Annotated in this window: 23 protein-coding genes and 1 tRNA gene; 7 read left to right on the forward strand and 17 right to left on the reverse strand. The window is 48.6% G+C overall.

The annotated features are described in order from the left end of the window. Window position 1 precedes the first annotated feature (1 nt). The 5 genes from BM318_RS07750 to BM318_RS07770 are packed head-to-tail and all read right to left on the reverse strand — an operon-like array spanning window position 2 to window position 6,047. Window positions 2–1,009 (reverse strand): cbb3-type cytochrome c oxidase N-terminal domain-containing protein, encoded by a 1,008-nt coding sequence (locus BM318_RS07750; protein ID WP_092981933.1) that lies wholly within the window; start codon window positions 1,007–1,009, stop codon window positions 2–4. A gap of 11 nt (window positions 1,010–1,020) precedes the next feature. Further along, complete coding sequence (locus BM318_RS07755; RefSeq protein ID WP_092981934.1) at window positions 1,021–1,197, reverse strand: CcoQ/FixQ family Cbb3-type cytochrome c oxidase assembly chaperone; 177 nt, start codon at window positions 1,195–1,197, stop codon at window positions 1,021–1,023. A gap of 12 nt (window positions 1,198–1,209) precedes the next feature. Beyond that, window positions 1,210–3,405, reverse strand: coding sequence for a cytochrome-c oxidase, cbb3-type subunit I (ccoN, locus tag BM318_RS07760; RefSeq protein ID WP_092981935.1), 2,196 nt, complete (start codon window positions 3,403–3,405; stop codon window positions 1,210–1,212). A gap of 3 nt (window positions 3,406–3,408) precedes the next feature. Continuing rightward, window positions 3,409–3,600 (reverse strand): cbb3-type cytochrome oxidase assembly protein CcoS, encoded by a 192-nt coding sequence (ccoS, locus tag BM318_RS07765; RefSeq protein ID WP_092981936.1) that lies wholly within the window; start codon window positions 3,598–3,600, stop codon window positions 3,409–3,411. Next, window positions 3,597–6,047 (reverse strand): heavy metal translocating P-type ATPase, encoded by a 2,451-nt coding sequence (locus BM318_RS07770; RefSeq protein WP_092981937.1) that lies wholly within the window; start codon window positions 6,045–6,047, stop codon window positions 3,597–3,599. Before BM318_RS07770 ends, ccoS begins: the two co-directional genes overlap by 4 nt. A gap of 132 nt (window positions 6,048–6,179) precedes the next feature. Here BM318_RS07770 and BM318_RS07775 point away from each other — a divergent pair, with 132 nt between their 5' ends. Next, the gene (locus BM318_RS07775) at window positions 6,180–6,869 is read left to right on the forward strand and encodes a Crp/Fnr family transcriptional regulator (protein ID WP_177218272.1); all 690 of its coding nucleotides are present in this window, start codon (window positions 6,180–6,182) and stop codon (window positions 6,867–6,869) included. Between the two features lie 95 nt (window positions 6,870–6,964). Next, complete coding sequence (locus BM318_RS07780; protein ID WP_092981938.1) at window positions 6,965–7,864, forward strand: universal stress protein; 900 nt, start codon at window positions 6,965–6,967, stop codon at window positions 7,862–7,864. Here the strand turns inward: BM318_RS07780 and BM318_RS07785 are convergent. Beyond that, complete coding sequence (locus tag BM318_RS07785) at window positions 7,861–8,085, reverse strand: hypothetical protein (protein ID WP_092981939.1); 225 nt, start codon at window positions 8,083–8,085, stop codon at window positions 7,861–7,863. The two genes, BM318_RS07780 and BM318_RS07785, sit on opposite strands and share 4 nt — an antisense overlap. A 132-nt stretch (window positions 8,086–8,217) precedes the next feature. Here BM318_RS07785 and BM318_RS07790 point away from each other — a divergent pair, with 132 nt between their 5' ends. After that, window positions 8,218–8,733: a (2Fe-2S)-binding protein gene (locus BM318_RS07790; RefSeq protein WP_092981940.1), complete on the forward strand. Its 516-nt coding sequence runs from the start codon at window positions 8,218–8,220 to the stop codon at window positions 8,731–8,733. A gap of 3 nt (window positions 8,734–8,736) precedes the next feature. Beyond that, complete coding sequence (locus BM318_RS07795) at window positions 8,737–10,914, forward strand: xanthine dehydrogenase family protein molybdopterin-binding subunit (protein ID WP_092981941.1); 2,178 nt, start codon at window positions 8,737–8,739, stop codon at window positions 10,912–10,914. Between the two features lie 45 nt (window positions 10,915–10,959). On the opposite strand, the gene BM318_RS07800 is transcribed toward BM318_RS07795, so the two are convergent. The 3 genes from BM318_RS07800 to BM318_RS07810 all read right to left on the reverse strand — a co-directional run bounded on the left by BM318_RS07800 (window position 10,960) and on the right by BM318_RS07810 (window position 13,035). Then, window positions 10,960–12,267 carry a Kelch repeat-containing protein gene (locus BM318_RS07800; RefSeq protein ID WP_092981942.1) on the reverse strand — a complete coding sequence of 436 codons (1,308 nt, stop codon included), beginning with the start codon at window positions 12,265–12,267 and terminating at the stop codon, window positions 10,960–10,962. 98 nt (window positions 12,268–12,365) lie between these two features. Continuing rightward, complete coding sequence (locus BM318_RS07805; protein ID WP_092981943.1) at window positions 12,366–12,578, reverse strand: hypervirulence associated TUDOR domain-containing protein; 213 nt, start codon at window positions 12,576–12,578, stop codon at window positions 12,366–12,368. A gap of 4 nt (window positions 12,579–12,582) precedes the next feature. Further along, the gene (locus BM318_RS07810) at window positions 12,583–13,035 is read right to left on the reverse strand and encodes an arsenate reductase family protein (RefSeq protein ID WP_092981944.1); all 453 of its coding nucleotides are present in this window, start codon (window positions 13,033–13,035) and stop codon (window positions 12,583–12,585) included. 225 nt (window positions 13,036–13,260) lie between these two features. Between BM318_RS07810 and BM318_RS07815 the strand changes: the two genes are divergently transcribed. Further along, window positions 13,261–14,340 (forward strand): DNA topoisomerase IB, encoded by a 1,080-nt coding sequence (locus tag BM318_RS07815; RefSeq protein ID WP_092981945.1) that lies wholly within the window; start codon window positions 13,261–13,263, stop codon window positions 14,338–14,340. Here BM318_RS07815 and BM318_RS07820 read toward each other — a convergent pair. Beyond that, window positions 14,325–15,569 (reverse strand): hypothetical protein, encoded by a 1,245-nt coding sequence (locus BM318_RS07820; protein ID WP_092981946.1) that lies wholly within the window; start codon window positions 15,567–15,569, stop codon window positions 14,325–14,327. The two genes, BM318_RS07815 and BM318_RS07820, sit on opposite strands and share 16 nt — an antisense overlap. A gap of 116 nt (window positions 15,570–15,685) precedes the next feature. On the opposite strand from BM318_RS07820, the gene BM318_RS07825 reads away from it, so the two are divergent. Then, complete coding sequence (locus BM318_RS07825; protein ID WP_092981947.1) at window positions 15,686–16,786, forward strand: hypothetical protein; 1,101 nt, start codon at window positions 15,686–15,688, stop codon at window positions 16,784–16,786. 4 nt (window positions 16,787–16,790) lie between these two features. On the opposite strand, the gene BM318_RS14415 is transcribed toward BM318_RS07825, so the two are convergent. From BM318_RS14415 to BM318_RS07845, 5 genes are all read right to left on the reverse strand, one after another. Then, the gene (locus BM318_RS14415; protein ID WP_177218273.1) at window positions 16,791–16,931 is read right to left on the reverse strand and encodes a hypothetical protein; all 141 of its coding nucleotides are present in this window, start codon (window positions 16,929–16,931) and stop codon (window positions 16,791–16,793) included. Between the two features lie 158 nt (window positions 16,932–17,089). Next, the gene (locus BM318_RS07830) at window positions 17,090–18,829 is read right to left on the reverse strand and encodes a glycoside hydrolase family 9 protein (RefSeq protein ID WP_092981948.1); all 1,740 of its coding nucleotides are present in this window, start codon (window positions 18,827–18,829) and stop codon (window positions 17,090–17,092) included. Then, window positions 18,826–19,701, reverse strand: a complete 876-nt coding sequence (locus tag BM318_RS07835; RefSeq protein WP_092981949.1) for an AraC family transcriptional regulator — start codon at window positions 19,699–19,701, stop codon at window positions 18,826–18,828. The genes BM318_RS07830 and BM318_RS07835 overlap by 4 nt, the downstream gene beginning before the upstream one ends. Before the next feature lie 7 nt (window positions 19,702–19,708). Then, window positions 19,709–20,878, reverse strand: a complete 1,170-nt coding sequence (locus BM318_RS07840) for a glycoside hydrolase family 130 protein (protein WP_092981950.1) — start codon at window positions 20,876–20,878, stop codon at window positions 19,709–19,711. Next, on the reverse strand, window positions 20,875–22,275 hold the full coding sequence (locus tag BM318_RS07845; protein WP_092981951.1) for an MFS transporter: 1,401 nt from the start codon (window positions 22,273–22,275) through the stop codon (window positions 20,875–20,877). The genes BM318_RS07840 and BM318_RS07845 overlap by 4 nt, the downstream gene beginning before the upstream one ends. A gap of 141 nt (window positions 22,276–22,416) precedes the next feature. Between BM318_RS07845 and BM318_RS07850 the strand changes: the two genes are divergently transcribed. After that, window positions 22,417–23,205 carry a phytanoyl-CoA dioxygenase family protein gene (locus BM318_RS07850; RefSeq protein WP_218154992.1) on the forward strand — a complete coding sequence of 263 codons (789 nt, stop codon included), beginning with the start codon at window positions 22,417–22,419 and terminating at the stop codon, window positions 23,203–23,205. A gap of 232 nt (window positions 23,206–23,437) precedes the next feature. Here BM318_RS07850 and BM318_RS07855 read toward each other — a convergent pair. Next, window positions 23,438–23,510 (reverse strand) — tRNA-Met (locus BM318_RS07855). A 70-nt stretch (window positions 23,511–23,580) separates the two neighbouring features. Continuing rightward, window positions 23,581–24,345 carry an SDR family NAD(P)-dependent oxidoreductase gene (locus tag BM318_RS07860; protein WP_092981953.1) on the reverse strand — a complete coding sequence of 255 codons (765 nt, stop codon included), beginning with the start codon at window positions 24,343–24,345 and terminating at the stop codon, window positions 23,581–23,583. Between the last annotated feature and the right edge of the window lie 59 nt (window positions 24,346–24,404).

Raw genomic sequence — 24,404 nt, forward strand, 5'->3', positions numbered from 1 at the left:
GTCAGTTATCGCTTTCCGTTGAGGAGGATTCCCCTTCCCAGTCTGTATTGGTTTCCCCGGAATACGAATCGGGATCCCATTGTTCGGATTCCGTGGCAGTAGAATCGGCTTGTACTTCTGCAGGAGCCGGGGCGTCAGGATCTATCCAAATTTCGCCTTCGGGAGCTTTAGGATTTGCAGCAGTGGTGCCCTGAAATTGCAGGACATAACTGGATACCTGAGCCATCTCTGCAGGTTTCAGGCTGGTTTTCCAGGCTACCATCCCCTTACCGTCCCGACCTCCTTCGGAAATGGTGCGGAAGACATTTTTGATACCCCCACCCAAAATCCAATAGTCGTCGGTCAGGTTGGGTCCGATCCCCCCGCCGCCATCGGCCATATGGCAGACCACACAGTTCGTCTCGAAAATAGCCTTACCCGCGGCCAGATCCCCGGCATCGGTAAGTACCACTACCGTATTGACATCGACCAGGTCCTTGGCGGTCTTTTTATACTCCTCAATGGCCAGGCGCGCCTCGGCTACCTCCATCTCGTATTCCTCTGCCTGGGTATAATCGTCCAGGATGTGGAAGCGAACCAGGTAAACCGCTCCGAATACGATGGTGGCATAAAACAGCCCAACCCACCAGGGGGGTAAAACATTATCCAATTCCCGTATCCCATCGTAGTTATGGTCCAGGATAATCTCTCCTTCACGTTCAATGGAACGGCTCCGGGTAAGGCGTTTGTACATATCCTTTCCCCATTTCCATTCCCGCTTCTTGTTCTTGTTGGCGAGATAGCGCTCCTGTGCCTCAGGCGACAAGCTGCGGAACATTACGTTTTCCACCGCCGCAACAATGGCCTCAATCGCAATGAGCAATACAAGGGCCAGCAACAGGAAGAACAGCGTAACCGGGTACTCCATGACCGCGGGTTTGCCGGAGGTGTCGACAAAATATTCCAATAGGATCCAGATTGCGAAAAACAATAGTGGTACGCGAATCCACCAGGGCATTCTGCTTATCATAATAGTATCTTTTAGTGGTTATCCTTATCCAGGGGGAGTTCCCCCATTTCTTTTATATGTGCCTTACTCGCCGTAAATACCCACCAGAAGAGGAGGGCAAAAAAGACGAAGAATATCAGCAGGGAAATCATGGGGTAGGTGGCTACCCCATCGATTGTTTGCAGGTGTTCTTTTACAAATTTCATCATGGCTGCTTGTTCTTAATTTTCAGATTGTGCTGTGGCGTCATTCACTTTTATGTCGGTTCCCAATCGCTGTAAATAAGCGATCAGGGCAACAATCTCCCGATCCCGCATTTCTACGAAATCCTCACCGTTTTCCCGGGCATATTGCTTGTCTGCCTCATAAGTCCGGGCAAACTCGGGATCGGTGTACAGGTTCTTTTCGATTTGCTCGGCCTGACTGGCCATAGAAGCCTGAGCCCCTGCAATATCTTCCTCCGTATAAGGAACCCCAAGGGTAACCATGGCTTCCATTTTGGCTTCCACATCGCTGCGGTCATGCCTGCTGGTCACCAGCCATTGGTAGGCGGGCATTATCGATCCGGAGGAGGTACTCTGCGGGTCGTACATGTGGTTCAGGTGCCAGCTGTCTGAATACTTTCCACCTACCCGCATCAGGTCGGGGCCGGTACGTTTACTACCCCACAGGAAGGGGTGGTCATAGACGTATTCCCCAGCTTTGGAATATTCCCCGTATCGCTCGACTTCGCTTCGGAAGGGTCGGATCATCTGGGAGTGGCAACTCACACATCCTTCCCGGATATACAAGTCACGTCCTTCCAGTTCCAGAGGGGAATAGGGTTTTACACTGGTAATGGTCGGGATATTGGAATCTACCATCAGGGTTGGAACGATCTGGATGATTCCCCCGATCAGGATAGCTACAGTAGCCAGGATAGTCAGTTGAACCGGCTTTCTTTCCAACCAATTGTGGAAGGTTTCTCCGGCCAGTCTGCGCTTGGAAACACGGGTCAGGGCAGGGGCTTCGGCCAATTCGTCCTCGACGCTGCTTCCCTTGCGGATGGTTACGACAATGTTATAAACCATAACCAGCATACCGACGATATACAGGCTTCCTCCGATAGCGCGCATCCAGTACATCGGGATGATTTGCGTTACGGTTTCCAGGAAGTTTCCGTAAACCAGGGTTCCATCCGGGTTGAATTCTTTCCACATCAGGGCCTGGGTAAAGCCAGCCACATACATCGGCAGGGCATAGAGGACAATTCCAAGGGTTCCGATCCAGAAATGGAAATTTGCCAATCCTTTGGAGTGTAGTGTGGTTTTGAACATTCGGGGTACCAACCAGTAGATCATCCCGAAGGCCAGGAAACCGTTCCAGGCCAGAGCTCCCACGTGTACGTGTGCGATAATCCAGTCGCTGAAGTGTGCAATCGCATTGAAGTTTTTAAGCGAAAGCATGGGCCCTTCAAAGGTGGCCATCCCGTAGCCGGTGATGGCCACCACCATGAACTTCAGTGTTGCATCGCTGCGCACCTTGTCCCAAACCCCACGAAGGGTGAGCAGACCATTGATCATCCCACCCCAGGACGGTGCAATCAACATTACAGAGAAAACAACTCCGAGATTCTGTGCCCAATCGGGCAATGAAGAGTATAACAAGTGGTGCGGTCCGGCCCAGATGTAAATAAAGATCAGGGACCAGAAGTGCACTATGGAAAGCCGATAGGAATAAATCGGTCGGTTCGCTGCCTTAGGGACAAAGTAGTACATCAGTCCCAGGAAAGGCGTGGTCAGGAAGAAGGCCACCGCATTGTGTCCATACCACCATTGTACCAGCGCATCCTGCACCCCGGCGTAAACCGAATAGCTTTTTAAGGCCGAAACCGGCAATTCCAGGCTGTTGAAAATATGGAGTACTGCAACCGTAACGAAAGTGGCCAGGTAAAACCACACCGCCACGTATAAATGGCGCTGCCTGCGCTTGAGAATGGTCCCGATCATATTCCACCCGAAGACCACCCATACCAGGGCAATTGCGATATCGATTGGCCATTCGAGCTCAGCGTACTCCTTGGAAGTAGTGTATCCAAGGGGAAGGGTAAGCGCTGCCGCCACAATGATTAACTGCCATCCCCAGAAATTGATATTACTCAGGGTGTCGTTGAACATCCGAGCCTTTAAGAGCCGTTGCAGGGAGTAATAAACTCCGGCAAAAATGGCGTTCCCTACAAAGGCAAAGATTACCGCGTTGGTGTGTAATGGACGGATCCGTCCAAAACTCAACCAGGATATCCCATCGGTGAGGTTGGGGAACAGAAACATGAAGGCCAGCAAAAGGCCGACGACCATTCCAACCACCCCCCAAAGCATCGTGGCATAGAGGAATTTTTGTACGATTTTATTATCGTAGTGAAACTGTTGTACTTCCATGATTTAATTGGTTTGACTAGACTTTTGGTTGTTTTCATTATTGGATTCTTCCACCAGTTCGTCTTCAAAGAGAATCCGGACCGAAGGCGTGTAGGCATCGTCGTATTGCCCCTTTTTTACCGAAAGGATAAAGGCGGCGAAGAACACGATGGCCACGCAAACGCTGATGGTTAATAAGACGTATATCACACTCATTGTGGTATGGAATTAAGGGAGCAATACTCCGGTTTGGCAGCGCCCTGGGTTTTTGGCTTTTCAGTTGTTGCTGCCTTGGTTTCAAATCGGAGCCTGCGGGAGGTGGCCCACACCATAAGGGTGGTAAACACCACGATGCTTATGGAGCTCAAAGGCATTAATATTGCGGCAATGACGGGTTTTAATTGACCGGTAACGGCAAAGTACAGCCCGATACTGTTGTAGCAGAAGGACAGTATAAAACTGGCGTGAATAATGCTGCGGGCCGCCCTGGAAAGGGACAGGAATTTGTCGAGTTGACTGAGGTTTTCGGCCGATAGGATCGCGTCGCATGCCGGGGTAAATACGTTGATGTCTTCTGTTATCGCCACACCCACATCGCTTTGGGCTAGGGCGCCGGCGTCGTTGAGCCCGTCCCCGATCATCATGAGCCGGGAATGCTGCTGGGCTGTGCGTACATATTCCAGTTTGTCTTCAGGTTTCTGGTTAAAGAACATGGGAACTTCGAACGGGAATAGTCGTTGCAGCCTTGATTTTTCCGAGGGTTTATCGCCTGAAAGGACAACCAGGGCGTAGCGCTTTTTAAGCTTTTTAAAGAGGCGGGAAACACCTTTGCGGAAGCTACTCTGAAAGACATAGCGCCCTTTGTAATTATTCCCGGCGGCAATGTGAACTGCCGTGGCGGCGGAATCTTCATCGGGATGGCCCACAAAGGTTGCAGACCCGACTTTTATAGTCGCTCCTTCCAGGGTACCTGAAATCCCCCGTCCAGGTTCTTCCACGATCTCGTCCAGGGTTTGAATCTGGTGTTCTTTCAGGAGGGCATACAGTTCCCTGCTCAACGGGTGATTTGAGGCGCGTAAGGTATTGCTGAGCAGGATTTCCTGCTGCCCGCTTACCGCCTCTCCCTCATAGTGTATCTGGTTACCCCGGGTCTGGGTAAGGGTGCCGGTTTTGTCGAACACCAGGGTGTCTACCGCAGCCATGCGCTCAATGGTGTCGCTATCTTTGACGTAAAAGCCAAAACGTCCGAAAATCCTGAGGATATTCCCCAGGGTAAACGGAGCTGCCAGAGCAATGGCACAGGGGCAGGCAATAATGAGTACCGCCGTAAATACATTCAGCGCCTGGGAGGAATCGAAGTACAACCAGAAAGCCGCCGATAAGGTCGCAATAGTCAGTACGACCAGGGTAAATCGTTTTCCAATGGCATCCGTAAAGGACTGGAAAGAGGTGGATTTGTTATGCTTAAAGGCCGAGTGACTCCACAATTGGGTGAGATAACTTTGGGAAACGGATTTGAGTGCTTCCACTTCCAAAACCCCGCCAATTTGCTTTCCTCCTGCATAAACCCGGTCCCCGGCAGCCTTTTCGACCAGGGCCGATTCCCCGGTCACAAAACTGTAATCGATATTCGCTTTCCCGGATTTCAGAATAGCATCGACGGCAATGATTTCCTGATTGCGAATCAGGAGGCGATCGCCAGCCTTGATTTTGTGAATCTCGACGATTTCCTCTCCGGCCTCAGCTCCAATCCGGGTAACGGAGATAGGAAAGTAAGACTTGTAATCCCGCTCAAAGGAAAGGAAGGCGTAAGTCTTTTGTTGAAAATACCGGCCCACCAGCAGGAAAAAAACCAGGCCCGTCAGGCTGTCAAAAAAGCCAGAACCCAGGTCAAACACAATATCGAAGGTACTGCGCAGAAACAGGGTAACTATCCCCAGGGCAATGGGTACATCGATATTCAAATATCTGGATTTAAGGCCATTATATGCAGCTATAAAGTAATCCTGGGCAGCGTAGAATACCACCGGAAGGGAAAAAGCAAACATGAGCCAGCGAAAGAATGTCTTGTACTGGTCCAGCCAGAATTCCTGGGTTTCGAAGTATTCGGGAAAGGAAAGGAGCATAACGTTGCCAAAGGCAAATCCGGCCACTCCGAGTTTGTAATACAACCCTTTGTCTGAGGCCACCTTCTTGTCCTGGTAATCCTCCAGGGTAATGGTAGGCGGGTACCCGATTCGGGCCAGTAATTCGGCCAGTTGCTTGAGGCTCAGGGCCTCCTTGTCAAAAGTGATTCGCACCTTTTTTCTGGGAAAATCGACCTGGGAATTCCGAATTGAAGGATGCAGGCGATGTAAATTCTCAAGCAGCCAGATACAGGAGCTACAATGGATGTTGCTTATGTGAAGTTCTACCAGTTGCACGCCTCCTTCGTCAAATTCCAATAGTTGCTCCTGGATTTCTGGAAGCTCAAGGAAGTCGAATTTACCACTGGCGCTCACCGAGCTAAAGCCAGGGCTGCCTTCCCGCTGGTAATAGGCTTCAAGGCCATGGACCTGGAAAATTTCATAGACGGCATGGCAGCCTTCGCAGCAGAATTTCTTCTCTTCAAAGACTACCGGGGTTCCCAGACAGGAATCTCCACAATGATAACAGGTGTCCATTAGTAAGCGATACCATTCAATTACGCTACAAATGTTGAACTAACTGGGCAGCTAAAACATGATAAAAATCAGCTGTAGTAATCTTCTTGTGGTAAGATTCTTATTTTTGTGTAGCAGCCAATGATTTGAGCCATGGAAGAGAGTCGATGTGAAAATTGTATCGTACGGCAGTTCAACGCCCTGCGGGCAATGACCAAAGAGGAGTTGAAAGCGGTCTCGGACTCCAAAGAAACCCGTACCATCCGCAAAGGCGAATCGCTCTTTGAAGAGGGCGATAAGTTAGGCGGGGTTATGTGTGTCCGCAATGGGGTTTCCAAGCTCAGCAAGCTGAGTGCGAATGGCAAGGATCAGATCGTGAAACTGGCTACCAAAGGGCAGGTAATGGGACAACGGTCCGTTGTTGCCGAGGAGGCTACCAACCTGTCTGCTGTGGCAGTGAGCGATATGGAAGTCTGTTTTATCCCCAAGGATAGCATCAACAGCGCCCTGCACAAGAATCCGGATTTTACCCTGGAGGTGCTCCGGCATATGGCCCACGACCTCCGGGAGGCCGACGATGTTATTGTAAATATGAGCCAAAAAACGGTCAAGCAGCGCATGGCGGAGGCCTTCCTGTATCTGCAAAGATTTGGCGTTGACGAAGACGGGTACTTTAACCTCCGACTATCGCGTGAGGACATTTCCAATGTAGTGGGAACCGCCACGGAATCGGCCATTCGGATCATTTCTGAATTCAAGAAGAAGGGATTGATTATCGCCTCCGGAAAACGGCTCGGCGTCAAGGACGAGAAAAAACTGCGCGACCTGGCCGAGGGCTTCTAAAACTGCCCGCTACCCTCTTTTTTACAAACCTGACATTTATCATGGCCTGGGCAAGAAGGCGATGGTAGTTTTATACCATCCAATAGTGTGAGCCCATGAAGCAGGTACTCATTCCTACAGACTTTTCTTTACCCGCCCAGGAGGCACTGCAGTACGTGCGCCGCATTTTCTGGGAGGAAGCCTGCACCTTTACCCTAGTCAACACCTATACTCCGTCGATCCCGAATAGCCGTTTCATGTCGCGGGGCAACACGATACAACCTTTACAAAATGCCGGTCCTGAAGCCTCAAAACGGGGTTTGGAACAGGCGATTGCGAATAGTTACGAGGCGCTCCCGAATCCGAAACACGTTTTCAAATATTTCTCTTCCTATAATTTACTGGCCCAGGAAGTAGCTGATCTTGCGGCATCCCTCGGGGTAGATTTAATCGTGCTGGGGAGTCGCGGAGCGGGGGAGCAGGAATCCGGAATACTGGGGAGCAATACGATCCGAATCCTGAATCGTGTCCGGTTTTGTCCGGTACTATCCGTACCTGTATATCACAATCTGGAACTCCCTCAAAAAATAGTCTTGTTAACAGACGGGATGCGTCCGGTGAGCCGAAAAGAATTATCTCCCCTGGTAACCCTGGCAACCTTTCTGGATATTCCGGTTAGTCTGTTTTGCACCGGAAATGCCCAGGACAGTCTGTGCGAGGTGCGCTCCTTAAACATGAAATGCCTGAAGGAACAACTTTGCCTTCCGGATCCATACGGAAATGTTCTGCCTGTGGATCGAGTAATCGAGGAAGGGCAATCCGTTATTTTTTCTACTGCCGGCGAGCACTTACTTTGCCTGCCAAGGGATCCCTACGCACCGCTCGAAAAAACAGTGGGGCTTTTGCCCTTACCGGATAACGCAGTCTCGCGACTTCCCATAATTTTCCTCCCCCACCTCCCTGAATATAGTAATTCGAGCCAGGTTCGAGATACCTATATGATCGGCAGGGTTTAAGGTTTGCGGCCTACAGGATAGTCTTCGTAAAAGTCATCGAATGTCTTCTCGGTAGTATAATCGTCTTTAAGGACACGGTAGACCATTACTACAATGAGCGCCTGTCCAAAAACCGTTAAATAAAAGATCCAGTTAAACGGAAAGTTCATACTGGCCATAATCACTAAAGTAATGAGGACAAAGGTGGTCAGCGCTACCCAGCCCATCACAGGAATTTTCATATTCTTTTTATTTTAAGATACAGGATAACCGAAATAGTTCGCGTTAAAATTTTCCTATAATCCCGAAAGATTATCAAATGGGGAATGCCCGGGAATCCTTACCTTCATAAGGCGAATTAACGGAAAGCAAGAATGAAAATAAGGCTTCTAATTAACGGACGGGATCAGGAAATTGAAACAGATCCGCAAACACCATTGCTCTGGGTTATTCGGGACATACTGGATCTCAAGGGCACTAAATTCGGATGTGGGAAAGCTGCCTGCGGTGCCTGTACCATACATGTAGACGGGCAAGCCGTTCGTTCCTGTTCCTATCCCGTGCAACTGGCGGCAGGTAAGGCCATCACCACTATCGAAGGGTTGGGCACGCCTGAAGCTCCCCACCCGGTGCAAGAAGCGTGGATAGAAGAAATTGTTCCGCAATGCGGATACTGCCAGCCTGGATTTATGATGGCAGCGGCTGCCCTGCTCGAAAAAACGCCCGCCCCCACTGATGCAGAAATCGATGCCGGGATCACAAATATTTGTCGCTGCGGCACGTATTATCGGATGCGGAAGGCTATTCACCGCGCTGCGGAATTAAAAGCGCCTGTTCTTCCCGAGGAAGCCGAGGCTATTGCCATTCAAGATAATTCGGACAATTCTTAGGCTATGAAAGGAAAAGCAAAGAAAATTTCCCGAAGGAAATTTGTAGTACGCTCCCTACTGGGTGGTGGCGGCATCCTACTCGGAACGGTGATTCTGGCCAGAAACCCTTTGAGAAGGGCCCTGTACGGGGTGCTGGAGAATCCGAAAAACCTCACCTATTTAGGGGATATCAGTGATCCCATGCTCTGGTTCGAAATCAGACCGGAATTGCCAATCATCCTGCATAGCCCCAAAGTTGAAATGGGCCAGGGGACTTTTACCGGTATGGTCCAGCTAGCCGCCGATGAATTAGAAGTAAGGCCTGATCAGATCCTGATAAAACACGCCGAATCGGCCAGTGGTAATATCGACGGGCTTAGCACAGGTGGAAGCACATCCATCGCTGGTTTCTGGCAACCATTACGGGAGTTATCGGCTACCCTTCGGGAGATGCTTCGAACCGAGGCAGGTAAAAAGTTAGGAGTTGCCACGGCCGACATCCGCCTGGAGGAAGGGGTGGCCAGTGCTGGATTAAAATCCTTACCCTATGGGCAGATAGCTCAGGGGGTCACGGAATGGGAAATCCCGGAGACACCAGCTTTAAAGGAAATTAAGGACTACAAATTTATAGGAAAGCCCGTTCCCAGGGTAGATCTGGAGGCAAAGGTAATGGGGGAGCCTATCTTTGGCATGGATGCGGTGCTTCCCGGGATGCTCTACGGCGCTGTCGTACAGCCTGATAAAGTCGGAGTAGTATTTGGAGGGGCGGAAATCACTCAAGCCGAAAAGATGCCCGGAGTGGTAAAGGTCGTAGTAGAGGACGATTTTGTAGGGGTAGTGGCTAACTCCTACACCGAAGCGGAAGCGGCCAAAGCGGCCATAAAAGTCGATTGGAAACGCGAAAGGGAATGGACCACGGCAGACATTAAGTCCGCGATACAAATTGGCAAAGGGGATAAAATGCTCATTCAGAAGGAAGGCCGTCCGGGCGGAATCCTGGAAGATGCGAAAGATGACTCCAGCCTGATCACAGCTACATATAGTAGCCCGCTCGGCGCGCATGCCCAGCTGGAACCCAATGGGGCTGTCGCTAGCGTGGAAGGGGGAAAAGCCACTGTAATCCTCTCTACTCAGGTCGTAAAACTAACCCGGAAAGAGGTTGCCGACAGACTGGGATTCAAAGAGGAGGACGTAAATATCGTACCTACCTACCTGGGAGGTGGATTCGGGCGCCGGTTACATACGCCCAATGCCGTGCATGCTGCGGTATTATCCCGAGCGGTTGGCAAACCCGTAAAGTGTTTCCTGAATCGGAAAGAGGAATTCCAAAAGGATACCTTCCGCCCGCCTACCCAACATCAGTTATCCGCCAAATTGAGCGAAGCCGGTTCGATCGAGGCTATAGAACATCAGTTTGCCTCTTCAGATGTCATGTTCAATGCTGCATTGTTGCCAGGATTCCTTTCTACAATCGTGGGTTCTGATATCGGTACCATGCGCGGTGGCCGAATACAATACTCAGGAATCCCCAATTACCGCGCAATTTCCTGGCATTGTGAATTGCCTTTCGCTACCAGTTGGTGGCGAAGCCTCGGACTCCTGGCCAATACCTTTGCCATTGAGAGCTTTATGGATGAACTGGCGGTGGCCGCCGGAAAGGATCCTATTGCTTTTCACCTCGATCATATCGCCGACAATGAGGAAGGGAAGCGTTTGAAAAATGTGATTACCGCAGTTCGGGACCTGGCCGCATTCCGGGATTCCGCCCGGGATGGACGGGCTATGGGATTTGCCTGCTCCACCGATGCGGGGACTCCTGTGGCCATGGTCGCTGAGGTTCGGATGGAAGGAAAGGAAATTCGGGTAGATAAGGCGTGGATGGCCATAGACCCGGGCTTTGCAGTCAATCCCGACCAGGTTCGCGCGCAATGCGAAGGCTGTATCATTATGGGGATAAGTGCTGCGATGTACGAGGAAATGCGGGTGGAAGACAGCGAACTCAAGCCGATTATTTACGGCCCCTATCGCATGGCGCAAATGAAACACTCCCCTAAAGAAATCGAGGTGGAAATCATCAACGGAACCGGCAAGCCGGGAGCTGTTGGGGAACCACCTTTGGGCCCGGTTGGAGCCGCGATAGCCAATGCCGTATTCCGGCTTACTGGCCAACGCCTTCGGGAGATGCCACTTGCGAGGGGTTAATCTTTAGATAGAATAAAGAGAAGTTTAAGTATTAAACCATCCATACTATTGGTCGACTACTTCTTGTAGTTTGAAAATCCGCGCTTCCCGGTAGCTAGCATTCAGGCCTAAAGCAATAATGTCTCCCGGGTCGTTCAAGTCCAGTGCCCAAATTGTTCTGGGTTTCTCCTCTGTCAAAACATCGGCTAGTGGCATCCAAGCATTCTCGGAGGCTGAGAACTCAAAGCTATGTACAAAAATTTCTACCTCGTTCACATTACTCTTACGTATTTTTTGGTAGGCCAGCGCTATTCGGCTTCCATCCCTGCTAATGGCGGCAACTCCCTCATATTGTGCATAATATTCTTGATCCGAAAGCCAACTAATCTCCTGTCCTTTTTGCTGCCAAACACCGCCAATATTCTCGTAGACAACATGAAATGGCTGTGCCAAACCTGTACAATTGGTACAATCCGTAGTAGGTATCCTTCCTCCAAGCAGTAAGGTTTTACCGTCTCCGCTTAGCTCCATACTAGAGCCCAATCTATCGGTGTCTAACGTACCACTGATCTGACCTGCAGGCTGCCAATTGTCTTGGCCGATTGAATAGAACTGAATGAGGCCAGCACCCGTTGAATTTCCGATGGCCAGTAGAGATCCCTCGGCATCCAAAGATACTTTAACGCTGTATTCACCTGGAGACATATCTTCCCCGATTTGATCCCATGCATTACCATTTTTCCTAAAAATTTTGACAAGGTCATTCCCGCTATTCTTGGGCATGGAAACGACAAGAATGGTTCCCGATTCATTGATCGCTATACGATTACCCCGTCCGACCTGATTAAGTATGTCGGAGCCTATCTGTACCCATTCTCCGTTTAGATTTTCGTAAACGCGAGTATAGTAGTCGTTAAAACTATCGGGGTTCGGTTCCGATCCTACTACCAGGAATTGTCCATCAGCGGCCAGGGCAATCTCTTCACCAATGAAGTCTGTGGTTAAATTGTAATTGCCAACCATATCGTCGTTATACTGTACCCAACTGGAGCCGTCAAATTCGTAGGAACGCACCAGACCTTTGCAAAAAACACTGCAACCGTAGTTCCATTTACTACTACCGACAGCAAGTCGATTCCCAGAGCTACTGAGGTCCAAAGATCCGCCAAACACAGGTACTGAAACGTCCCAAATTTTTTCCCCTTGTTGAACCCAGTGGAGGTTTTGTGAGGTTTCTTCCGGTTCGCTTTCTTCCGTTGGGATAGCTTCTTCCTCTTCCATCTCAGAAATAGGATCTGAGGATGTACAGGCCACGGCCAGTATTATTGAAAATAAAAGATAAAATTTAGAAAAAGAGGTTGGGTTGGTTGACATCGCTTCTAAGTGGTTGGATTTAAGATCAATTGTCTTATCCTAACGATCTTGTCCAGTCAATAGTATAAAGTAAAGGGTCGGTTTGTAGCTGCTTTTTCCTAATCCGCCCGCGCTACCTCATTTTCCAATTTCAGTACCTGGGTTCCATCCTCCTGTTCTATTACTAGTGCCTTGTTCCCTTCTTCCCCTTTGCGGGTAACGTCCGTGCCCTCGAAGGTGCGGGTGATTTCGGAGGAATGTGACTCCACGACTTTCCCTTGGGCGTAGCCGTTTCCCCATTTCCATTTTACTGTAGTTCCTTCTCGTATCATTGCATTAAAATTTTTCGTGGCCGGTAGTATCCTTGTGATCGGCCATTTTTATTGATTCAGGGTCTTTATCCATGTTGGCACCGTCCGCGCCGAGAAATACATCGAAATCGAATCGGTCATCCGCTTGAACAATTTTCGATCCCATGATAATTATGGGGCGGTAGATCAATTCTGGGTTTTTATCGATTAATTTGAGCCAATCGTGTTCTTCAAGCGCTTCTGAATCGCTTATCTCCCGAACGAGTTCGTGTGTCGGATCAAGCATGTCCAGATAAGAAACACCAAGGCGTTCGCGAATTTCGGTCCAGATAGTCTGAGATATGCCGTAGGGAATCAAGCTGATTTCCCGTAAGGATTTTTTGGAACTTCGGGCGTAGGGCAAAAGTCTTTTACCCATTTCAGATTGGTCGCTGTAGATGTAAATGAGTTGGTTGTCATCAGTAGCAAGCAAATTCATAGAATTTAGGGTGTATTTAAACGGGGAGGGTTTCAGGTTAAGGCTGTTTACAGCATAGTGAATTCCCCGATTACTAGCTGTTTCCTTTAATATCGGGCATTCTTCATTAGTAATGAGCCTTTTTAAGTTTTCCTTTAGAGGGTTTTATTCATATGGACAAAGATTCTTCGCATATGATGCCATATCCTTAGGTCAAAAGAATAATTTGAAGCGCATTTAAACGAAATGAGTAGTAGCAATCATCAGCGCCTGTTGGCAGATCCCGACGAGCTTTTAGAAATCCATGACCTTGTATACAGCACCCCGGAGATCCTGGCTATACTAAGGCAGCGCCATGGAGAGGACTTTGAATATTCCGTTTCTGGAAGCGGAAAAATTAGCCAGAAGGATTTGGATCGAATCACCAGCCTGGTAATTCCACCTGCCTGGTCAGATGTTCGTATAGCAATCCTGGAGAATGCGCACCTGCAGGCTGTGGGAAGAGATGGTAAACGACGCAAGCAATATAGGTACCATCCTTTGTGGGCTCGATTGAGGAATCAGACCAAGTTTTACAAGATGGTTGTCTTTGGCCAGCGGCTACCAAAGATTCGAAAACGGGTAGAGGAAGACCTAAAGCAAAAGCGATGGACGCGAACCAAGGTACTGGCTCTGGTCATTCGATTGCTCGAGGAATCGCATATCCGAATCGGGAATGATTATTACGCAAAGCGCAATAAGACCTACGGTTTGTCTACGCTTAGAACCAAACACGTCGAGGTGTATCGCGACAAGATAAATTTTGAGTTCACAGGGAAACGAGGCAAGAAACACAACGTTACCATCAGAAATAAAAAATTAGCACGTCTGGTAAATCGTTGTGAAGAAATTCCCGGGTGGCAATTGTTCCAATTCTTCGATGAATCCGGGAATAAACACCGCATCGATAGCGGGATGGTAAATGAGTATATAAAGGATTCCTGTGGGGAGCTATTTTCTGCCAAAGACTTCAGAACCTGGGGGGCAAGTATAATAGCCTTTGATACCCTGGCCGAATTGGGCTTAGCCGAGGATCAAAACACGAGAGATAAGTACTTGTTACAGGCGATAGATGTAGCGGCAGAAGCCTTGAATAATACTCGAAATGTATGTCGTAAATATTACGTTCATCCCGTAATTCAAAACCGTTTTCTAGATGGTAGTATTACGCCTTTTTTTGATAAAATTGGATCGGTGAAGCGAGAACCCGGATCCACGGATTTACAAAACAATGAATATGCCTTGATCGAGTTATTGAAGTCATATGATCCTCAATTGAAGTTGTGATCTAAGACTACTTTTCCGCCGCTATCCATAAGTTTTAACTTCGAGACTTCCCCGGCGCCGACAAAACGGTAACGAAACCCGGCTATCCTCCCGATACTTTGGGTATACGATCCTGAGTAGAGCAGGGTGTCTTCTGCGAAAACCTGAATGTATTTATCGGTTACCTCAATCCGAATATCCCTGGATTCAGAAAAATCGATGCCCAGACCGGACAGGTCGTTTTCCTTTCCACCTAGATAGACCTCACTCATCATTACCCCTATTTCGGAAATGCATCCGGGAATCGAAAAAGGGATGATGATAGCACTCCGGGAACCCAGGATAAGCAGGTTTACTCTTTGGCAAACGGCCCATTTTTCATGGTATATATTGCGGATGGAAGTCTCCAGCACAAAATCGTCCCCCGAAACGGGTCCGAAGTCATTGACGTAATGGAAGGCGGATACCAACGGGTCTTCCCGGCTCATTAATTCTTGCAGGGCATCCTCAGGCAAGCGCAGCCCGCCCCGGACCACTTCCGCTTCACTAAAGTATTTGGGGATGGGGGAATAGTCCAGTGTGCCCAACCAGCCATCCGATTTTATAAATAAGTCGTGCTCCTTGATGATGGAACCGTCGATTCGCAGCTTAGACCGGAAATAACCCGGATAGTAATACTGCGCAGTGGCTTGCGTTTGTCCGGGCTCCAATCGGACGGTACGGGTCTCGTCCCAGGATTGCTGGATTACCACATCGCCCGATTCAATACCGTCCAGGTCCAGATTAAAGACCACCGAGTTCGGCAAGTCTCCGGTTATGGGTTGGCTGGTAAATTCAATGCGGTCCGGATCAATAGCCGGTCTCTCCGGATCGCTCAAGGAAAACAGGGAAATAAATACAATGGTCATAAAGGCAGCGGAGAGCATGATAACCCCAACCTTTTCGTCTATGATCTTTCGGAACCTGGAGGGTTTCTCCTCAGGTTGGCTGGTTTTAAATTCCCGCCAGTTTTGGAAGCCGGCGAATTGGGCAAGCGCGTTCAGGGTCGAAATACTCGGGGCGCTTTTATAATTGATCCTACCCCAGATCCGCTTTAAGGTAGTCGGGCTGAGTAGTACCTGGGTTTCCTGGTGGATGCGTTCGCTAAGTTCAATAAACACGTCGTTGTGCCAGCTGGCGGCATCTCCCCATCCCAGTTGGGTTTCGATCCGTTTCAGGCACTCCTGCACATATTTATAATCGGTATACATTGTAAGGCTAAGGTCTTAAAAAATATTCGTTGTGAACCCCTTTGTCCATACTTGCACGAACTTGTTTTCCTCCTTCCTCCTGCATTTGATTACTTCGTTTTGTAAAACAAGGTATCATGAACAAGACCACACTACTACTAATTGCTTTTCTGGGTTTTCAAGTTATTTATGCACAACAAAATATTCCGATCGATACTGCCCATTGGGATATTCAGGCCCGCGCCCATGTGCTAGAAAAATTCCGGGAGCAGGATGCCATTTATCTACAGGGTGGGAGTATGACACTCCGCGATCAGACCTTTTTGAATGGGACTATTGAGTATGACGTGTTCCTCAAGGAGGATCCGGCTTTTCCCGGTCTTTACTTTCGTTTGAGAGAAGGCAACGCAGAACACTTTTACCTGCGGCCGCATCAATCGGGGAATCCCGATGCCAATCAGGCCATTCCCCTTACCTACGGCATAGCGCCCTGGCAGTTGTACCACGGATCCAAATACGCCTATCCCTATCGCTATACTTTTGACGATTGGACGCATGTAAAGATCGTGGTCAATGGAAATCGGGCTCAGGTGTTTTTGGATCATGCGAGCTCCCCGATGCTTTCCTGGGATCTCTTCCACGAGGCAGTACCCGGTCAGGTAGTGCTTACCGGTGGAAATGCAAGTGGATTGCATATTGCCAATATCCGCATTGATTCCCAACAGCAAGAATTGGTAGATTTTAAGCCAGGCGAAAAGAAACCCCTGGCGAATCTGATTCCCCAGTGGCGTGTTTCGGATAAATTTGAGGAGAAGCTACTCGATAATCCCCAAGGAATTCCCGGCCTGATTGCAGCCCGTAACTGGGAGGGTACTATTCAGGTAGAAGAAGGGACAGCGGCTAATATTAGCCGAGTGGTGAATTTGTTCGACGATACCCCAGGGAACACAGTCATGGCTCTAGTAACGGTTCGCTCGGATGGGGAGCAGCTCAAGTATTTTGAATTCGGCTATAGCGACCGCGTCGTGGTTATCCTCAATGGGGAGCCGGTATATCGGGGCAATAATACCTTCCGATCCCGGGATTACCGCTACCTGGGTACGATTGGCCTCTTTGATGGCGTGTACCTGAAGTTAAAACCCGGCAATAACGAACTGATGCTGGCTGTTTCAGAAAATTTCGGGGGATGGTTGGTCACAGGTCGCTTTGCTGACCCGGACGGTCTGAGTATCCGGTAGGGATTTACTTGTCCTGACTCGAAATCTCGATGTCCAAAGCACTTTTGTGCCTGGAATCGAAGGTGCGTCCCGCGTTGAACCGGTGATCAAAGTGCACCCCGTCGGTGTGCATGTCTGCCAGTAGCGGAGGGTAATTCTGTTCCATTTTGATGCATTTTTACAAAGACTAGGAATATCTTGATGTATTCTTATAGTCCCGGTCAGGTGTTTAGTAATGCTACAACAATATATGCATTTTGTTTAACAAAATGAAAAAAAGATTAAACATTATGATGAGTTTAGGTTTTGGGGAATTGCGTATTCCTAATCTGCCTGGTTCTCCAAAAACCCTAGAATGTAGGTTAGTGGGGCGTTCCAATTCAGGCATATTTCGTTGCTCGCATAACTGGGTTCCTGGTCTACCCAGGCCTTCATCGGTGCAACATTTTCCGGATAAACCGTACCATTGGTCGTATCCTGTAATCTACTGTTGGGACCGCCGGATAACAGCCCAGGTACAGGTTCAGGGATACTATCTGCCGCGCTTTGCCTATGGTGGATAAATAAAGGTGTCCGATCTCCGAAACCGGTAACATAGCTATAACCAACGGGATTGTTTCCCAGGATATAATCGGCTGCCTGGCGTACCCCTTGCAAATATTTGGGATCGGGATCTAATTGATAAGCCTGAGCGAGTATCATTGCCGCGTTGAGCACATCGCTGTTACTTCCCCAGTGAAAATCATCGATGGGCTGAAAATAGGGAAGTTGCCCGGACCTGCGGAGGAGCTCATCGGCGCTGCCCAGGAGTCCGGCTCGAAGGTGTTGATAGTTGCTATCACTGGTTTCGAAACTCCCGGAGTCCAGCATGGAAAATACACCCAGGAACCGCATAAATCCCGTCCAGCTTTCCCCAGGGCGAAACTCAAAATCGAAGGCTTCCAGATCCATTTGCTCCAAAAAGGCGGAGTCGCCGGTGGAAACAAAGAGTTCTGCATTGGCCCAGAACCATTCGTCAGCTACATCATTATCCCCGTATTCTCCCGTATGCACATCCTCCGGGTTGGAAAACAGGACTTCAGGGTTTTCTCTCGCCCAACGGTAAGCCTTTAAGGAGGCATCGAGACAAGCCTTGGCATATTCGGGATTAATGTCCTGATAAACGCGGTAGGCCTGAGCCGTACAAGCTGCAAAATCCAGGGTGGCGGCCGTACTTTTTCCTACGATAAATCGTTCGGCCGTTGCCTGATGTGGCATGACCATTCCTTCAAAATTCTTGGTAGTCAGTTTATGAAAAAGGCCCCCGTCTTCATCTTGCATAGTAAGCGCCCAATCCAATTCGTATTTCAGCTCGTCGAGGTAATCGCTTACTCCATTGCCGCTCTCCGGGATATTTAATGCATCGTCTGGAATCGTTTCCGGATATTCCTCATACAATCGAAACCATTGACCCAAAGGAAAGGTCGCATTGATAATATACTTATTGTAATCCCCCGCATCGTACCAACCTTTTGGAGAGGCTATTGTACCCGGTTGCTTGCCACTGGAGGGGTGGAAGGCTACCAAACTGTCGGGGTGCCCTGCGGGTCGGTGCCATTTGCCGGCATGCTTTTCGTCCAGGGCCATTCCGGTGCGTTGAAAATACAGGCCTTTTACGCTACCTTCAAGTACGGGGTTTAAAACATCAGACCGGATCTCAAAAGGATGGGAATTACCCAGGTTTGGAATGTACAATACGTATTCCCCCGGATCCTGAAATTCGGTAAAATCCGCGATACGAACCTGCTCATTAGCCAGGGGCCAATCGAATACTTCGGATAGCTGACCCTGGTATACCGTGCGTTTAGAACCGGAATCAACCAGTGCGAATTCCAATGTAGTGGGTTCAACTGCAATCACTGCTTTTTTGATTCCATTTGGATAATAGCCGATTTGATTTATACGGATATCGGAGCTGCCGGGTCCAATAATGGGACCGGGTTCCGGCTTGCACGCCAGCAGAAACAGAGACGAGATAAAGCCTATGAGCAAGAACTTAAAAGGGAGCTTCGTTAGTGTTCTCATGATGGGTCAAAATGATTGGATAGTTTACGAAATTTGAGCGGGGTTGTTCCATATGTCCGTCGGAAAGAACGATTAAAATGAGAGACGTTCTGGAACCCGCTTTCCATACATACATCTCCTATGGGGATATCGGAATGGTGCAGTAACTGTGCAGCCTTACCTAACCGCATTTCCATAATATAGTGGGCAAAACTCTTTAAGGTGTGTTTCTTGAAATAATGGCTGAATGCCGAGGGGGACATATGCAGGAGTTCTGCGACCTCAGCAACCATTAATTTTCGGGTGTAATGCTTTTGTATGTAATTCAATACCGTTTCGAGCCGGGTTGATCTGTTCTTATCAATAAGGGGAACATATCCCTGGCTGCAGAGCTGTTCGGTGTCCCGGGTTGAACCGAACAACTCAAGGATACGGGTCAGGAAGATAAAATTCTCAAATGGGTCCTGGAAATCTGCTTCGGATAACAAGGCCAATGCCTCTTGCTTATTCTTGCCTTTCAATTCGAGGCCGCGCCTGGAATGCTCAAGCCCCCGGGATACCTTTTTTAGGGCAGATGTCGCACCTAAAGGCCCGGAATACAATCGTTCCAGGAATTGAATAACAACGATTTTTGCTTCTGGAGGATTGGCGATTCCATGATCCTGCCAGCAATGGGGAATTCCGGGAGCAATAAGCACCACATCTTCACCTGAAAATGGTTTGGTTTGATCGCCAATCATTCGGGTTCCTGTAAGGCCAAGGGTAAACGTTAACTCAAAGGCTGCTTTGTGCTGATGAAAAGGGTAGCTCAAATCTATCTCTTCTCCTTGAAAAAGGTGAACCACAAATAGTTCATTTTCACCCAGGGTCACGTGTTCTCGTAAGATCTTCATAAGCGACTTATTGCAAGTTCCTACGGTTTGCCCGGATCAACTCCAGTCGCTGCTTTACGGATGCTGCGGATCGCATCGCATCCTCCGGAGTACTCTGGACATAGTCTAAAAGTTGTGCTACCGTGCTGCGCGCGACGTGAACCCGGGTATCCGAACTTGCATAATAGATCAGTACTTCACCATCCTTTTCCACCCAACCATTTGAGAACAGCACGTTAGAAACGTCACCCACTCGTTCGTTGCCCATAGGAGCCATGAAATGTCCCCCCGGTTTTTTAATTATCTTCCAGGGCTGCTCCAGGTCCGTTAAAAAAAGGTATAAGACATAGCGTAGGCCTGCTGCTGTATTGCGTACACCATGTGCCAGATGCAACCAGCCGGAGTGAGTTTTTAGCGGGGCGGGTCCCTGACCATTTTTGACCTCATTGATGGTGTGGTACAACCGCTGGTCAATTATTTTTTCTTCTTCAACTACGGCGTGCTCCATAGAACCCGTAAGGCCCCAGGCAATTCCACCTCCACCACCAACCTGAATGAATCCATCCTGTGGACGCGTGTAAAGTGCATATTGGCCACCGACGAATTCCGGATGCAGCACTACGTTGCGTTGTTGCCCGGAATGGCTTATTAGATCGGGTAGACGCTCCCAATTCTTAAAATCCTTCGTTCGGGCAATCCCGCAAGCTGCCACTGCAGAAACGGTATCATTTTCCAGAGCTTCAGGATCTTTTCGTTCGGTACAAAAGGTACCATAGATCCACCCGTCTTCGTGCTGGACCACCCGCATATCGTAAACATTAGTGTCTGGGTCCTGCGTTTCAGGCAATTTCAGCGGTTCGTCCCAAAAGCGAAAATTGTCCGTCCCGGAAGTACTTTCGGCGATGGCAAAGAACGACTTGCGATCGTGACCTTCCACCCGGGCTATCAAGAGTATTTTTCCATTCCAGAAGATTGCCCCCGGGTTAAATACGGCATTTACGCCGAGGCGCTCCTGTAAATAAGGATTCGATATTGGGTTGAGGTCGTAGCGCCATTCCAGGGGGACATGATCTGCAGTCAAGACAGGGGATTCGTATCGACGGTAAATCCCGTTATCATCCTTACAGGGATGGTTCGCGCGATTGAGCAGCTGGAGGTGCTGCTCCCTTAGTTGGAGTAATTTCTCAGCAAAGGTCATTTCCGCATAATTTTTAAGTCTTTTTGGATTTGCTCCATGGTAGATTCATCCAGTTTGTAGGAGCGAACGAAAAGGGCAGCAATTATCCCGGCTACACCTGCCAAAACACTAATCATTAGACGAATCCCCTGAATGGCCACATCGGTTTGTGCAACGTTCGCTTCGAATCCCAGAAAAGATAGAATCCAACCGGTGAGGGCTCCGCCAATGGTCCAGCCAAATTTCTGGGACATGGAGGAAGAAGAAAAGATCAGCCCGGTAGACCGCTTACCGTTTTTCCACTCCGAATAGTCTGCTATATCTGCATACATTGCCCACAATAGGGGCATCACGATACCTGCAGAGATTCCAATTAGGATGTTCAGAGCAAAAATTGCAACCAATTGATCGGCCTGCAGGAAATAAAAGGCAATACTTAAGAGGGAAGACAGGAGGATGGAGTAAAAGAAGGTTCTTTTTTTTCCAAACCGGGTTGCCAGAGGTTTGGCAATGATGACTCCAATGATATTGGTACCTACCCATACCGACAAGTACGCAGAGGCCAGTGCTCCGTGAGAAAAATCATAGCTTTCGCCAAACAGTGCCAGGCTCTGATCTTGAATAAAATACTTGAAATAATACAAGGTGGTACCGTCGCGAAGGGTGTTGAAGATATTATTGAAAATCGCAGCGCCAAGAAGGATAAACCACGGTCCATTTCTCAGCAGGTTCCGAATATCTTCCTTTAAGGAACTCTGCGCCTCCTTCGGAGGTTCTAACCGCTCACGGGTACCCAAAAACGTAAGTATTAACAGGGTCGCAGCGAGAATACCAAATACAGTGATCGCCCACTGATAACCTTTACCGTAATCGACTCCTCCGGAGCTATTTGCCCCGAAATATTCAACGAGATAGTTCGCCGTTAGCGTTACAAAAAGCCCTCCGGAGAATGCGCCGATTAGCCTCCAGGAGGCCAGGGAGGTACGTTCACCAATATTACTGGTCATCACTGCCATGAGAGACGCATACGGCACGTTTACCCCGGTATACACCATCATCATCAAGGTGTAAGTTACATAGGCATAAACGACCTTAGCGGTTCCTGAGAGGCCCGGATTTGTAAACGTAAGGACTCCGATAAGGGCAAATGGAATTGCCAAATAGAGTAAATAGGGTCGGAATTTGCCCCACCGGGACCGGGTCCGATCACAAATTACCCCCATGACCGGATCGTTTACTGCGTCCCAGATTCTGGTGACCAAAAACATGGTTCCCACCGTGGCTGCAGATATCCCAAAGACATCGGTGTAAAAAAATAGGAGGAACATGGAAAACAATTTCCAGAACATGGAGGAAGCGAAATCTCCCGCACCATAAGCCAATTTTTCTCGAAGGCTGATCTTTACATTGCTTTCCATTAATAAATAATATTATTATGAAAGTATATAACCTAAATATGCTTATTATAATTCATTAAAGCATAGTAAATTCAGAAAACCATCAAAATTCAATCATTTACATCAAGTTGAGCGCAAATATTAGTGCGAATTTTGTCACAGATGAGACAATTAGAAAATCCAGGGACTATGACGATTGCCAAAACCTTGAAAGGCTTGAGTAAAGAACAAGTTTCATTTTACAGGGAACAAGGTTACCTCTTGCCGGAAAAACCACTCTTTGACGCTGAAAAACAACAGGCGCTTACCACTATCTTTGAAGAGCATCTGATCAATAAAGGGAAGAAGGCTTCCGATGAATTGGATACCCCTCATTTTCACGATCCACGACTCCTCGATTATTTGCTGGCTCCTGAGGTGCTCAACGTGGTTGAAAGCCTTATCGGACCCAATATTGGGTTATTCAGTAGTCATTTTATTTCTAAGGAACCTGGAAAGGGCCGCAGGACCCCTTGGCATGAAGACAGTGCCTACTGGGAAGGAAAGTTCGATCAACTCGATAAAATCGTAACCATATGGCTGGCCATAGACCCTTCTAATATTGCTAACGGGTGTATGGGTGTGGTTCCCGGTACACATAACAATGGATTCTCTGAATACGAGGACGTGTCCGACCCTGAGAACAGTACATTTTCGACGGAAATTAAGCAGGGGACTTTTGACCTGGACGATGTAGTTTGGTTTGAATTGGAAAAAGGCCAGTACTCCCTTCACGACGCACGCATTATTCACGGTGCCAACGCCAATACTTCAAAATTCCGTCGATGCGGATATACCATGAGATTTTTTGATTTAGAAATGAAATTTGACCAGGTCAACAACCCTAATCATAAGTTGTTTCATGCGCGGGGGGTAAATGTTGCAGGCAACGAATTGATATACAGGAAGTAGGAATAACGGGATTGCTTTCTCGCTTAGCTCGAAAGCGGCCGGCATGACTGTCTTTGGACAGGATTGCTTTCTCGCTTAGCTCGAAAGCGGCCTGAGAAGGGGGAGCTTTACTAAGAAAGCCATTCGCCTCGCTACCGCGAGCCATCGCCTTTTCCTTTCACTCCCGAGCCGAAGCAAGCTTCGCTCTTTCGGAAAAGAAAAAGCCACCAACTTTCGTTGATGGCTTTCTTAGTAGCGGGGACAGGACTCGAACCTGTGACCTTCGGGTTATGAGCCCGACGAGCTACCTACTGCTCTACCCCGCGATGTGGACGGCAAATATACGAAGGATTCTCGGTTAAATCAAAATTATAATAGCGAATTCGAGCGTGTCCCTCAGATCAAACTTCCGCCGGAAACTTCTATGCGTTGGGCATTGATCCATTTGGAATCATCGTTACACAGAAAAGCGACAACCCCTCCGATGTCGTCTGGCAATCCGACCCTGCCCAATGCCGTCAAACTGGAGATCATGGCATTGAGTTCCTTGTTATCGCGGACAGCTCCACCGCCGAAATCAGTTTCAATCGCGCCGGGGGCAACGGTATTTGCCCTAATCTTTCGTTGCCCCAATTCCTTGGCCAAATAATGGGTAAGCACTTCGATTCCTCCTTTCATGCTGGCATACGCCGCGTACCCGGGAAATGTAAAGCGCGTCAAACCCGAGGAAATATTCACGATACTCCCGCCATTTTCCATCATTGGAAGCAATATTTGCGTTAGAAAGAAAGGTCCTTTCAGGTGGATGTCGAACATGGCTTGGAACCCTTCATCCGCGGTGGCCTCAAATGTTGCATGATATCCGGTGCCGGCGTTGTTAACCAACCCAAAAATTTTAGCAGATGGGAATTTTGAGCTCAATGTTTCTTTCAGGGTTTTGGCAAAATCCCCAAAACTTGCCGCATCTGAGACATCCAGCTGAAGGGCAGCACCTATACGATCCTGACTCTCTATTTCACTTACGACCTCCGCTGCCTTGCTTGCGTTACCTTGGTAGGTAAGTACAACATGGAAGCCTTTTGCCGCCAAGGAGATGGCCATATCTCTTCCCAGTCCCCGACTTCCACCGGTAACCAAAACTATTCTGTCAGACTTTTCCATTGGAGTAGTTTTTAAATATTTATTACAGTATTATCCCTGATCTCTGCTCCTAGAAAGAT

The organism is Robiginitalea myxolifaciens (genome assembly GCF_900115205.1).
Classification (GTDB): domain Bacteria; phylum Bacteroidota; class Bacteroidia; order Flavobacteriales; family Flavobacteriaceae; genus Robiginitalea; species Robiginitalea myxolifaciens.

What these genes read in the sequence shown, in the direction of transcription:
- BM318_RS07750 (WP_092981933.1), bottom strand. Translation starts at nt 1,009, where the DNA reads ATGATAAGCAGAATGCCCTGGTGGATTCGCGTACCACTATTGTTTTTC.
- BM318_RS07755 (WP_092981934.1), bottom strand. Translation starts at nt 1,197, where the DNA reads ATGATGAAATTTGTAAAAGAACACCTGCAAACAATCGATGGGGTAGCC.
- ccoN (WP_092981935.1), bottom strand. Translation starts at nt 3,405, where the DNA reads ATGGAAGTACAACAGTTTCACTACGATAATAAAATCGTACAAAAATTC.
- ccoS (WP_092981936.1), bottom strand. Translation starts at nt 3,600, where the DNA reads ATGAGTGTGATATACGTCTTATTAACCATCAGCGTTTGCGTGGCCATC.
- BM318_RS07770 (WP_092981937.1), bottom strand. Translation starts at nt 6,047, where the DNA reads ATGGACACCTGTTATCATTGTGGAGATTCCTGTCTGGGAACCCCGGTA.
- BM318_RS07775 (WP_177218272.1), top strand. Translation starts at nt 6,180, where the DNA reads ATGGAAGAGAGTCGATGTGAAAATTGTATCGTACGGCAGTTCAACGCC.
- BM318_RS07780 (WP_092981938.1), top strand. Translation starts at nt 6,965, where the DNA reads ATGAAGCAGGTACTCATTCCTACAGACTTTTCTTTACCCGCCCAGGAG.
- BM318_RS07785 (WP_092981939.1), bottom strand. Translation starts at nt 8,085, where the DNA reads ATGAAAATTCCTGTGATGGGCTGGGTAGCGCTGACCACCTTTGTCCTC.
- BM318_RS07790 (WP_092981940.1), top strand. Translation starts at nt 8,218, where the DNA reads ATGAAAATAAGGCTTCTAATTAACGGACGGGATCAGGAAATTGAAACA.
- BM318_RS07795 (WP_092981941.1), top strand. Translation starts at nt 8,737, where the DNA reads ATGAAAGGAAAAGCAAAGAAAATTTCCCGAAGGAAATTTGTAGTACGC.
- BM318_RS07800 (WP_092981942.1), bottom strand. Translation starts at nt 12,267, where the DNA reads ATGTCAACCAACCCAACCTCTTTTTCTAAATTTTATCTTTTATTTTCA.
- BM318_RS07805 (WP_092981943.1), bottom strand. Translation starts at nt 12,578, where the DNA reads ATGATACGAGAAGGAACTACAGTAAAATGGAAATGGGGAAACGGCTAC.
- BM318_RS07810 (WP_092981944.1), bottom strand. Translation starts at nt 13,035, where the DNA reads ATGAATTTGCTTGCTACTGATGACAACCAACTCATTTACATCTACAGC.
- BM318_RS07815 (WP_092981945.1), top strand. Translation starts at nt 13,261, where the DNA reads ATGAGTAGTAGCAATCATCAGCGCCTGTTGGCAGATCCCGACGAGCTT.
- BM318_RS07820 (WP_092981946.1), bottom strand. Translation starts at nt 15,569, where the DNA reads ATGTATACCGATTATAAATATGTGCAGGAGTGCCTGAAACGGATCGAA.
- BM318_RS07825 (WP_092981947.1), top strand. Translation starts at nt 15,686, where the DNA reads ATGAACAAGACCACACTACTACTAATTGCTTTTCTGGGTTTTCAAGTT.
- BM318_RS14415 (WP_177218273.1), bottom strand. Translation starts at nt 16,931, where the DNA reads ATGGAACAGAATTACCCTCCGCTACTGGCAGACATGCACACCGACGGG.
- BM318_RS07830 (WP_092981948.1), bottom strand. Translation starts at nt 18,829, where the DNA reads ATGAGAACACTAACGAAGCTCCCTTTTAAGTTCTTGCTCATAGGCTTT.
- BM318_RS07835 (WP_092981949.1), bottom strand. Translation starts at nt 19,701, where the DNA reads ATGAAGATCTTACGAGAACACGTGACCCTGGGTGAAAATGAACTATTT.
- BM318_RS07840 (WP_092981950.1), bottom strand. Translation starts at nt 20,878, where the DNA reads ATGACCTTTGCTGAGAAATTACTCCAACTAAGGGAGCAGCACCTCCAG.
- BM318_RS07845 (WP_092981951.1), bottom strand. Translation starts at nt 22,275, where the DNA reads ATGGAAAGCAATGTAAAGATCAGCCTTCGAGAAAAATTGGCTTATGGT.
- BM318_RS07850 (WP_218154992.1), top strand. Translation starts at nt 22,417, where the DNA reads ATGAGACAATTAGAAAATCCAGGGACTATGACGATTGCCAAAACCTTG.
- BM318_RS07860 (WP_092981953.1), bottom strand. Translation starts at nt 24,345, where the DNA reads ATGGAAAAGTCTGACAGAATAGTTTTGGTTACCGGTGGAAGTCGGGGA.